This window comes from Mesorhizobium sp. B2-3-14 (assembly GCF_006442175.1).
In the GTDB taxonomy this organism is placed as follows: domain Bacteria; phylum Pseudomonadota; class Alphaproteobacteria; order Rhizobiales; family Rhizobiaceae; genus Mesorhizobium; species Mesorhizobium australicum.
On record NZ_VFVP01000013.1, the window covers coordinates 16,121 to 26,477 of the forward strand.

Here is a 10,357-nt window from a genome sequence, read left to right on the forward strand (position 1 = left end):
TCATTTTGCACATTCGTCGGGACAATGCGCCCGAACTCGCTTGGAGGATTCGCAATGCGCGCCAAAAGACTGTCCCTTGTTCTGCTCTGCGCCTTCATTGTGTTCGCAGCCGCACCGGCAGTTCGGCAGGCGCAGGCCGAAGACGTCGCCAAGCCCGCCGATCCAGGCCTCTCCGATGTGTTGACGGACTTGCTGCATGGCGTCGAAGGCGAGAATGCCACTTCAGGTCCGGACAAGCGCGTACCTTTCGGCCGCGAGGAGGTCCAGCTTTCATTCGCGCCGCTGGTCAAGCAAACGGCACCCGCGGTGGTCAACGTCTATGCCTCGCAGACCGCCAAGGTGACATCGCCTTTCGAAGGCGATCCGTTCTTCGAGGAATTCTTCGGCCGTGCCCAGCCGCGTGCGCAGTCTTCGCTCGGCTCGGGCGTGCTCGTCGATCCGAGCGGTGTCATCGTCACCAATTTCCACGTCATCAAGGATGCCGACGAGGTCAAGGTAGCGACCGCCGACGGCCGCGAATTCACCAGCAAGGTGATGCTGAAGGACGAAACGCTCGATCTTGCCGTGCTCAAGATCGAGTCCGACAAGCCGTTCCCGGTCATCGCCATCGGGGATTCCGACGCGCTCGAGGTCGGCGACCTGGTGCTGGCCATCGGCAACCCGTTCGGTGTTGGCCAGACCACCACCAGCGGCATCGTTTCCGCGCTTGCCCGCAGCCATATCGGCGTTTCGGATTCGGGTTATTTCATCCAGACAGACGCCGCCATCAACCCCGGCAATTCCGGCGGCGCGCTGATCAACATGGGCGGCCAGCTGGTCGGCATCAACACCGCCATCTACAGCCGCAGCGGCGGCTCGATCGGCATCGGGTTCGCCATCCCCGCCAATATGGTGCGGGCTTTCGCCGATGCCGCCAAGGCCGGTCTCGATTTCTTCGAGCGGCCCTATATCGGCGCCGAATTCGAAGCGGTGACGCCGCAGATCGCCGAATCGCTGGGCATGGAAAAGCCGACCGGGGCGCTGGTCTCCTCGGTCGACGCGACGGGTCCCGCCGGCAAGGCAGGGCTGAAGCCGGGCGATGTCGTGCTGCAGATCAATGGCAAGCCGGTCGAGAGCATCGAGGCGCTCGACTACCGCATGGCGACGCTGTCGATCGGCACCAAGGCGAATTTCGCGATCCTGACCAAGGGCCAGCAAGCGGCGATGGACATTGCGCTGGAGCGCGCGCCGGAGGGGGCAAAAGCCTCGGAAGTGACGCTGCATGGCCGCAGCCCGTTCTCGGGCGCGAAGGTCTCGGAACTGTCGCCGCGGCTTGCCCAGAAGCTTGGCTTGCGTACCGACCTCAAGGGTGTGACGGTGATCGATATCAATCGCGATTCGCCGGCCGCCGATTTCGGCTTTCAGCCAGGCGACATCGTGCGCGAGGTCAACGGCACCACCATCGACACCGCCGCAGTGCTGGCGCAGGTAGCCCAGCAGGATACGCGCTGGTGGCGCTTTACCGTCGAGCGCGGCGGGCAGATACTGCGCCAGGTTTTGCGTTACTGAGTTCGACCCTGAAGGGATCGCGCTCCAAACTTGGAGCAGGTCGGCGTTTCACCAAAACGCCGACCTGCCCTATATCCTTGTTTTGACGCAATCCCGGACGGAAAATGCTTCACACTTTTCCTGGAATTGCTCTGAGGGAGTGCATGGCCGATCTGTTCAGCGTTGACGAACCGGAAAAGGTGCCGCCCGGACGGCCGCTGGCCGACAGGCTGCGTCCGAGGAATCTTGGGGAGGTCGTTGGCCAGGAACATCTGACGGGACCCGATGGCGCGCTGACTCGGCTGATCGGCTCCGGTTCGCTGGGATCGATGATCTTCTGGGGGCCGCCAGGCACCGGCAAGACCACGGTGGCGAGGCTGCTTGCCGGCGAGACCAGCCTTGCATTCGAGCAGATATCGGCGGTCTTTTCCGGCGTCGCCGACCTGAAGAAAGTGTTCGAGGCGGCCAAGCTGCGCCGTGCCAACGGCCGCCAGACGTTGCTTTTCGTCGACGAGATTCATCGCTTCAACCGCGCTCAGCAGGATTCATTCCTTCCCGTCATGGAGGATGGGACGGTCGTGCTGGTGGGCGCCACCACCGAAAACCCGTCCTTCGAACTCAACGCGGCCTTGTTGTCGCGCGCACGGGTCATGGTCTTTCATTCGCTGGGTGAGGACAGCATCGCCAAGCTGATGACGCGGGCGGAAGAGGCGGAGGGCAGGGCGCTGCCGCTTGATGATGAAGCACGCACGATGCTCATTCGTATGAGCGATGGCGACGGACGCGCATCGCTGACCCTGGCGGAAGAGGTCTGGCGCGCGGCCAAGCCGGGCGAGATATTCGATCCCGAAGGGCTTCAGCGCATCGTCCAGCGCCGTGCGCCGATCTACGACAAGGGCCAGGACGGCCATTACAACCTGATCTCGGCGCTGCACAAGTCGGTGCGCGGCTCGGATCCCGATGCCGCCCTCTACTATCTCGCGCGCATGTTCGATGCCGGGGAGGATCCGCTCTATCTCGGCCGCCGGCTGGTTCGCATGGCGATGGAGGACATTGGTCTGGCCGATCCGCAGGCCCTGGTCGTCGCCAACGCGGCCAAGGATGCCTATGACTATCTCGGCTCTCCGGAGGGCGAACTCGCCTTTGCCGAGGCCACCGTCTATCTCGCCACCGCGCCCAAATCCAATGCCGTTTACACTGCCTTCAAGGCTGCCACGCGGGCCGCCAAGGAACATGGCTCGCTGCTGCCGCCGAAGCACATTCTCAACGCGCCGACCAAGCTGATGAAGGAAGAGGATTACGGCGCCGGCTACCGCTACGACCATGATGAGCCAGATGCCTTTTCAGGCCAGGATTATTTTCCGGAAAAGATGGGCCGCCAGACCTTCTACGATCCGCCCGAGCGTGGTTTCGAGCGCGACATCAGGAAGCGGCTCGACTACTGGGCAAAGCTGCGCAAAGAGCGGGAATAGCCGGCTTGCGGAGCCCGGTGGCCTTGTCAGTGCGAAACGAGGCCTCGCCCTGGGGGATTTCCACTTCGGTTCTCCTGCATGGGCTGCTCGCCGCCAGCGTTATGTTGTTACCATCGCCGAAGCGCTCGAGCGGGCCAGAGGAGGAGCGCGTGTCGGTCGCCATCCTGACGCCACGGCAATTCGAGGTTTCGACAAGGCCGCCCGCACCTCCCATCGAGGAGGCACCCCGCGCACCCATGCCCGAGGCACCGGCGCCTGCTCCAAGCGCTCCTCGATTTCCCGCCACGCCCGCCATGATCCGCCCAACGCGGATGCTGTCGGCCAAGACCCTCGCCGATCCGCGCAGCAAGCAGGCCCGCGCCGATCTCAGGACCTTCGCATCCGATGAGCGCATGGTGCAGCTTTGCAATCTGGAGGCCATGGACCAAATCCGCCAATGGCATGCGGATTTCCAGCCGGAGCGGGTGGTGCCCTACGCGACCGCGGAGGAGAAGATCACCGGCACGACGATCGCCGCTAATGGTGCGGCCTTTCGCAGCCGTAAAAACTGGTACAGTCTGAAGTTCAAATGCCAGCTCGCCAAGGACGGCGAAAGCGTCATTGGCTTTGAATTTCTGGTCGGCGATCCCGTGGCCAGGGACAAATGGGACGAGCTTGGCTTGCCGGCAGTGCATTGACGGCCCGGCAAACTCCACCAGGCAACCAGCCCGGCCAGACACCATGGCCGTTGTGCGGTGACCCAAAAAACCTTATCAAGGCGCACGGTCGGGCGGTGGCCGTTGCCATGATTGGGCACCTCATTCGCAACAGGATCGCGCTTCGCGCGTGGAAAAATGACAAAAACCCTTCGCAAATCCCTTCGCAAATTCGCCATTGCCATCCCGCTTCTCGCCCTTGGCTTCTATTTCATCCCCATCCTGACGACGATCTTCATCGTCTGTGGTCTGATCGACGTGTTGCGCAACGACAGGAAGGATTTGGCGCTGTTCAGTGGCTACTTCCTTGGCAACGGGCTCTTCACCTGGTTGCTGTCGCCCTTCAACCTGCTGGTCGATCTCCTGTGCTACAGAAATCCGGGCGTGTGGAAGCTGGAGCAGTTTCCCGCCGACTACCAGCGTGAGGTCAATGAGGTCCTTGATATCTTCAAGGCGCGCAAAGATGAGATCATCGCCGACATCGACGCCAATTTCGGCGCCGGCCGGCGCGGCATGTATGTCTACCAGTGGTACGGCAAGCACAGGATCGACAACGTCGAGGAATTCAACAAGGACTTCAAATACATCAAAACGATTGCCGTTTCCGTCTTCAGCAAGCGCGAATCGACCTCCTGGCATTTCGGACCGCTGCGGCTCAGCCTGCGTATCCTCTACAATCTGATCCCGGTGAAAGCGGAGATTTTCGTCGAATGCGGCAACGTCAAGAACTACTGGTACGACAATCCGCAGTTCATTTTCGACGACACGCTGCTGCATCGCTCGGTCAACGAGTATGATGGCCGCCGCTATTGCGTGTTCATGGATATTATCAGGCCGTCCCCGGTGCCCCGCCTGATCGCCGGCATGCTTGCGGTCGTCTCGGTGAGCGTCGAGCGCATCAACTCGATGTTCTACAAGAACTGGAAGATGATCGGCTCCACAAAGCCAAAGAAGGTCGAAACCACCTAAGTTGAAGATCTGTCGATACTGCCGGCGGAGCCGGCAGTATCCTGAATGTGTCACGGCAGTGATTGCGCTACGTGAGTTGGAAGCCCGGTTCTTGATAGGTCGACTATCTCTGCCATCCCCGAAGCTGCGTCACCTCGCTCAAGGGATTGACGCCGGCGTCCTCGCGGGGGCAGTAACGTTCTATGTTCAATCTGCTTCTCGTAGCCGTCGGCGGCGGCATCGGTGCCGGCATCCGCCATCTGACCAGCATGGGCGCGCTGCGCCTCGTCGGTCCCAACTATCCCTGGGGCACGATGGCGATCAACATCGTCGGCTCGTTTGCGATGGGGCTGTTCATCGCCATCCTTGCGCGTCGCAGCGGGTCCGATGAGGTCAGGCTGTTCGTTGCTACCGGCATTCTCGGAGGCTTCACCACCTTCTCCGCCTTTTCGCTCGACTTCGCCGCCCTGTGGGAACGAGGCTCGACACTGCCGGCATTCGGATATGCGCTTGCCAGCGTCGTTGGCGCGATCATTGCCCTGTTTCTGGGACTTTGGCTCGCAAGAACCGTTTCATAATGTTATTGCCGCGCCAAGCGCAGGCCAAGAGCCCTGCTCGGGAAACGGATAAGCGAAGAAGACATGGCAGGCGTTGAACAGATCACTGTGGAGGCCGGCGAGGCGGGCATGCGGCTCGATCGCTGGTTCAAGACGCATTTCCCGGGCCTTGGCTTCGGCCATCTACAGAAGCTGCTGCGCTCCGGCCAGATCCGCGTAGATGGCGGCCGGGTCAAGGCCGACACCCGCGTCGAGCCGGGGCAGATGGTCCGCGTTCCGCCGCTCGAGGTGGACAAGAAGGGCGAGAGCGCGCTCACCGGCCACTCGATCCGGAACCAGGGCGACGCCGATGTGCTCGCCAAGATGCTGATCCACGAGGACCCAAAGGTCTTCGTCTTCAACAAGCCGGCGGGCCTCGCCGTTCAGGGCGGCTCCGGCGTTACCCGCAATGTCGACGACATGCTGGAAGCCTGGCGCAGCCAGAAAGGCGAGAAGCCGCGGCTGGTGCACCGGCTCGACCGCGACACGTCGGGCGTGCTGGTGGTGGCCCGCACCAGGCTGGCCGCGATGAAGCTTTCAGAGGCGTTCCGGGCGCGGGAAACCAAGAAGACCTACTGGGCGCTGGTCAAGGGCGTGCCGCCCAAGCGCGAGGACAAGATCTCGACCTGGTTGATCAAGGAGGCTACGCCGGACGGCGACCGCGTGCGCATTGCCGCGCATGGCGAAAAAGGCGCCGACCATGCCGTGTCCTATTATCGCATTATCGAGCAGGCGGCGCAGACCATGACCTGGCTGGAGATGGAACCTTATACCGGCCGCACACACCAGCTTCGCGTCCATGCCGCCCATATCGGCTGCCCGATCATCGGCGACCCGAAATACTTCGAGGCCGACACCAACTGGGATTTTCCTGGCGGCATTCAAAACCGCCTGCATCTGCACGCGCGCCGCATCATTATCCCGCACCCGGACAAGGGCGTCATCGACGTCACCGCTCCGATGCCGCCGCATATGCGCCAGAGCTGGAACCTGATCGGCTTCGACGACGCCAGCGCGGAGGACTAACCGTGAGCGGCGCCACCGATGCGCTCGATCGGCGCGACGCGGTCGACATGGCCGCAGCCGCCATCATGGTCGGCCTGACCTTTTCCTGGGGGCTGAACTACGTCGCCGCCAAGATCTCCTATGCAGGCTATGATCCCGTCTTCCTATCGATCGCGCGTTCGGTCATCGGTGGTTTCTGCGTCTTTCTCTGGTGCCGCTGGCGCGGCATTGCGCTGTTCAGCAGGGATGGGACATTGCCGGCGGGCATTGCGGTCGGCGTGCTTTTCGGCGTCGAGTTCCTTTGTCTCTACGTTGGCCTGGAGCATACGACCGTGGCGCGCAATACGCTGCTGGTCAACTCAATGCCGTTCTGGATGCTGATCGGCGGCCATTTCCTGCTCGGCGAACAGATCACCATGCGCAAGTTTCTCGGCCTGCTGTTGGCCTTCGCCGGTCTTGCCACGGTCTTTTCCGACAAGCTCGGCGGTAGCGGAGACATGCTGTTCGGTGATCTCCTGAGCCTCGGTTCGGGGTTTTTCTGGGCCCTGACCAATATCCTTATCAAACGATCAAAACTGGTCGAGGCGAGTGCGGAAAAACTGCTGCTCTATCAACTCGCCGGCGCGGCGATCGTTGGCATGATGGTGCTGCCTCTTGCCGGCCCACCGGTGCGCGATCCGTCCCTGTTGCCGACATTGGCGCTGCTTTTCCAGGCGGTCTATATCGTCGCTTTCACCTATGTGCTCTGGTTCTGGCTGCTGCGCCGCTATCCGGCTTCAGGCTTGTCCAGCTTCACCTTCCTGTCGCCGGTCTTCGGTGTCCTGTGCGGTGCGATCATCTTGAACGAGCCGCTGACCATTCGCATTTTTCTCGCACTTGGCTTGATTGCGGCCGGCCTGATCATCGTCAACCGGCCGGCACGCAAGCTGATACCGGTGTAAGAAAGGCACTTCATGCGTGATATCCTCAACGACCTCGAAGCGGGCAAGTATCTTTCCGATCCGGATCCGGTGCGTCGCGCCCAGATCCAGATGAAGACGCCGCTGCCCAAGCGCTTCTATAAGGAGGTCTCGGTCGCGTCGGCGGAAGGTGGCTTTGCCGTCCATCTCGACGGCAAGCCGGTGCGCACGCCGGGCAAGGCAATGCTGGCGCTGCCGACCGAGGCGGCCGCGACGCTGGTTGCCGGCGAGTTCGCGGAACAGGGCGAGACGATCAATCCGATGACGATGCCGGTGATGCGGCTGGTCAACACCGCAATCGATGGCGTGGCCAGCGATCCGCAGGCGGTGCTGGAAGACATTCTGCGTTTTGCCTCGTCGGATCTGCTCTGTTATCGCGCCGATGCACCGCAAGAGCTGGTCGAGCGCCAGAACGAGCGGTGGGATCCCGTCATCGACTGGGCCCGCGCAGCACTTGGGGCCCGTTTCAAGCTTGCCGAGGGCATCATCCATGTCGAGCAGCCACGCGAAACCATTGCCGTGCTGGGCAGCCATCTGGCGCAACGCGCCGAACCGCTGCGCCTTGCCGCCATCCATGTCATGACATCGTTGACCGGCTCGGCATTGCTGGCGTTGGCGGTCGATTTCGGCGAGCTCGACGGCGAGGAGGCCTGGGCCGCCGGCCATGTCGATGAGGACTGGCAGATCGCACAGTGGGGACAGGACGCCGAAGCCGTCGCGCGCCGCGCCGCTCGCAAACGGGACATGATGGCCGCCGTCAGCTTGCTCGAAGCGCTGCGGGCCTGAGGGCTTCGCTCCGCCTTCGCACTGCACCTAATACGAAAGTCATAATCCCATCGTCGCGGTGCCCTTTCCTCGCCCTTTCTGCCATTTTTCCTGTGTTGGTTGCGTCTTTGAGTCCGCGTTCGGAGGAGAACGCGGACGTCGGCGCACAGCATCGAAGTCTCACGGGAGGATAGCTCTATGGCAATGGCATCGACCGCCGGCGGAACGAGCCGCGGCATGACGCGGGAGGAGAAGAAAGTCATCTTCGCTTCCTCGCTCGGCACTGTTTTCGAATGGTACGATTTCTATCTCTACGGCTCACTGGCGGCTTTCATCGGCTCGACCTTTTTCAGTCCGACCATTCCCGAGGCAACGCGCAACATCTTCGCGCTGCTGGCCTTTGCCGCAGGCTTCCTGGTTCGCCCGTTCGGCGCGCTGCTGTTCGGTCGCATCGGCGACCTCGTCGGCCGCAAATACACGTTCCTGGTCACAATGACGATCATGGGCCTGTCGACCTTCCTGGTCGGTCTGCTGCCCGGCTATGCAACCTTGGGCATCGCGGCTCCGGTGATCCTTATCGTCCTGCGTATGCTGCAGGGTTTGGCGCTGGGCGGCGAATATGGCGGCGCTGCGACCTATGTCGCCGAACATGCACCCGATGACCGCCGTGGCTTCTACACCTCATGGATCCAGACAACAGCGACGCTCGGCCTGTTCCTGTCGCTGATCGTCATCCTGATCGTACAGGGATCGCTGAGCAAGGAGACCTACGCCGCCTGGGGCTGGCGCATTCCGTTCATCGTCTCTTTCCTGCTGCTCGCCGTTTCGATCTGGATCCGGTTGTCACTCTCGGAGTCTCCGACCTTCCAGAAGATGAAGGACGAAGGCAAGGGCTCAAAGGCGCCGCTCTCGGAAGCCTTTGGTCAGTGGAAGAACGCCAAGATCGCGCTCCTGGCGCTGCTCGGCCTCACCGCCGGTCAGGCCGTGGTTTGGTACAATGGCCAGTTCTACGCGCTGTTCTTCCTGCAGAACGTGCTGAAGGTCGACGCGCAGTCGGTCAACATCATGATCGCCATCGCGCTGGCTATCGGCTCGATCTTCTTCGTCGTCTTCGGCTGGCTCTCCGACAGGATCGGCCGCAAGCCGATCATCATGGCTGGCCTTGCGCTGGCCATCGTCTGTACATTCCCGCTGTTCAAGGCGTTGACCTGGGCCGCTAATCCGGCGCTCGCCAAGGCTCAGCAGAGCACTCGGGCAACGGTGACGGCAGCTCCCGGCGACTGCAAGTTCCAGTTCAATCCGGTCGGCACGGCGAAGTTCACGACGTCCTGCGACATCGCGACTTCGTTCCTGACCAAGAACTCGGTTCCCTATGAAGTGGTGTCGACGGCTGCGGCCGGGACGCCTGCGTCAGTCAAGATCGGTACAGAGACAGTGGCGTCCTACGATGCGGTCGCCGCCGGCGATCAGGCCAAGGCTAAGGACGCCGCCTTCGTCAAGGCAGTCAACATGTCCTTGCAGGACGGCGGCTATCCGCTGAAGCGAGCGCCGATCAAGGTCGCGGACCAGAAACTCGATGCCTTCATCGCAGCCAATCCTGAACTTAAGCTCGACGCGGCCGCCATCCGCGGCGGTGAAAAGGCAGCGGTGCCGACCGACCAGGCGGTTAAGGACAAGCTCTTGACCGCCGATGAGGCAGCGGGCGCCCCCGAGGTCACCGTCTACAACATACCGGGCGGCGGTGCCTTTGCCATGTTCGCCGATCCGGCGGCGGTTAACTGGCCGATGACGATCGGCATCCTGTTCATCCTGGTCCTGTTCGTGACCATGGTCTATGGGCCGATCGCGGCGATCCTTGTCGAGATGTTCCCGACTCGCATTCGGTACACGGGCATGTCATTGCCCTACCACATCGGCAATGGCTGGTTCGGCGGCCTGCTGCCGGCGACGGTGTTCGCGCTCAGCGCCTACAAGGGCGACATCTACTACGGCCTTTGGTATCCGGTGGTCATCGCGGCGATGACGCTGATCATCGGCATGATCTTCGTCAAGGACACGCTCGGCACCGACCTGCACGCCAAGGAATAGTCGGTAGGCCAGAACGAAAAGCCCGGCGCGAGCGATCGCGCCGGGCTTTTTTATTCAAGATCGACGTGGAAGGGTTCAGCCCTTCCGCCGCGGGTCTTCTTCCTCGACGGCGGCCTCGTGATACCAGCCATCGAAATCGGCGTGCTCGCCGCGAAGCGCGGCAAGCTCTGCCGCGAATTTGGCCTTGGCGCCTAAATTTAAGGCAGTCCTGCGCGCTGCCAGCGGGAACATCAGGATTTTCGCCGACGGACGCGATTGCGTGACTTGCATTGCCGGTCTCCCTGCTTTTTCAGACGCTCGTT

The 10,357-nt window shown here is 62.1% G+C and carries 10 protein-coding genes; 9 read left to right on the forward strand and 1 reads right to left on the reverse strand.

The genetic code is table 11. The features are described 5' to 3' along the window. The first annotated feature begins 54 nt into the window (after nucleotides 1-54). From FJ950_RS25550 to FJ950_RS25595, 9 genes are all read left to right on the forward strand, one after another. Nucleotides 55-1,548 carry a DegQ family serine endoprotease gene (locus FJ950_RS25550; RefSeq protein WP_140619541.1) on the forward strand — a complete coding sequence of 498 codons (1,494 nt, stop codon included), beginning with the start codon at nucleotides 55-57 and terminating at the stop codon, nucleotides 1,546-1,548. Between the two features lie 143 nt (nucleotides 1,549-1,691). Next, nucleotides 1,692-2,999 (forward strand): replication-associated recombination protein A, encoded by a 1,308-nt coding sequence (locus FJ950_RS25555; protein ID WP_140619543.1) that lies wholly within the window; start codon nucleotides 1,692-1,694, stop codon nucleotides 2,997-2,999. Nucleotides 3,000-3,028: 29 nt separating this feature from the next. Then, the gene (locus tag FJ950_RS29935; protein WP_246681374.1) at nucleotides 3,029-3,676 is read left to right on the forward strand and encodes a DUF930 domain-containing protein; all 648 of its coding nucleotides are present in this window, start codon (nucleotides 3,029-3,031) and stop codon (nucleotides 3,674-3,676) included. Between the two features lie 156 nt (nucleotides 3,677-3,832). Further along, on the forward strand, nucleotides 3,833-4,663 hold the full coding sequence (locus FJ950_RS25565; protein ID WP_140619545.1) for an aspartyl/asparaginyl beta-hydroxylase domain-containing protein: 831 nt from the start codon (nucleotides 3,833-3,835) through the stop codon (nucleotides 4,661-4,663). A 182-nt stretch (nucleotides 4,664-4,845) separates the two neighbouring features. Continuing rightward, complete coding sequence (gene crcB / locus FJ950_RS25575) at nucleotides 4,846-5,220, forward strand: fluoride efflux transporter CrcB (protein ID WP_015317968.1); 375 nt, start codon at nucleotides 4,846-4,848, stop codon at nucleotides 5,218-5,220. 63 nt (nucleotides 5,221-5,283) lie between these two features. Beyond that, complete coding sequence (locus FJ950_RS25580) at nucleotides 5,284-6,264, forward strand: RluA family pseudouridine synthase (RefSeq protein WP_015317967.1); 981 nt, start codon at nucleotides 5,284-5,286, stop codon at nucleotides 6,262-6,264. A gap of 47 nt (nucleotides 6,265-6,311) precedes the next feature. After that, complete coding sequence (locus FJ950_RS25585) at nucleotides 6,312-7,184, forward strand: DMT family transporter (protein WP_051041371.1); 873 nt, start codon at nucleotides 6,312-6,314, stop codon at nucleotides 7,182-7,184. Nucleotides 7,185-7,196: 12 nt separating this feature from the next. Beyond that, nucleotides 7,197-7,988 (forward strand): ATP12 family chaperone protein, encoded by a 792-nt coding sequence (locus tag FJ950_RS25590; RefSeq protein ID WP_140619547.1) that lies wholly within the window; start codon nucleotides 7,197-7,199, stop codon nucleotides 7,986-7,988. A gap of 177 nt (nucleotides 7,989-8,165) precedes the next feature. Beyond that, complete coding sequence (locus FJ950_RS25595) at nucleotides 8,166-10,055, forward strand: MFS transporter (RefSeq protein WP_140619549.1); 1,890 nt, start codon at nucleotides 8,166-8,168, stop codon at nucleotides 10,053-10,055. 75 nt (nucleotides 10,056-10,130) lie between these two features. On the opposite strand, the gene FJ950_RS25600 is transcribed toward FJ950_RS25595, so the two are convergent. Beyond that, the gene (locus FJ950_RS25600) at nucleotides 10,131-10,325 is read right to left on the reverse strand and encodes a DUF2735 domain-containing protein (protein WP_140619551.1); all 195 of its coding nucleotides are present in this window, start codon (nucleotides 10,323-10,325) and stop codon (nucleotides 10,131-10,133) included. Between the last annotated feature and the right edge of the window lie 32 nt (nucleotides 10,326-10,357).

Excerpts from the sequence above, each read along its gene's own strand:
- FJ950_RS25550 (WP_140619541.1), top strand. The coding sequence starts at position 55 with ATGCGCGCCAAAAGACTGTCCCTTGTTCTGCTCTGCGCCTTCATTGTG.
- FJ950_RS25555 (WP_140619543.1), top strand. The coding sequence starts at position 1,692 with ATGGCCGATCTGTTCAGCGTTGACGAACCGGAAAAGGTGCCGCCCGGA.
- FJ950_RS25565 (WP_140619545.1), top strand. The coding sequence starts at position 3,833 with ATGACAAAAACCCTTCGCAAATCCCTTCGCAAATTCGCCATTGCCATC.
- crcB (WP_015317968.1), top strand. The coding sequence starts at position 4,846 with ATGTTCAATCTGCTTCTCGTAGCCGTCGGCGGCGGCATCGGTGCCGGC.
- FJ950_RS25580 (WP_015317967.1), top strand. The coding sequence starts at position 5,284 with ATGGCAGGCGTTGAACAGATCACTGTGGAGGCCGGCGAGGCGGGCATG.
- FJ950_RS25585 (WP_051041371.1), top strand. The coding sequence starts at position 6,312 with ATGGCCGCAGCCGCCATCATGGTCGGCCTGACCTTTTCCTGGGGGCTG.
- FJ950_RS25590 (WP_140619547.1), top strand. The coding sequence starts at position 7,197 with ATGCGTGATATCCTCAACGACCTCGAAGCGGGCAAGTATCTTTCCGAT.
- FJ950_RS25595 (WP_140619549.1), top strand. The coding sequence starts at position 8,166 with ATGGCAATGGCATCGACCGCCGGCGGAACGAGCCGCGGCATGACGCGG.
- FJ950_RS25600 (WP_140619551.1), bottom strand. The coding sequence starts at position 10,325 with ATGCAAGTCACGCAATCGCGTCCGTCGGCGAAAATCCTGATGTTCCCG.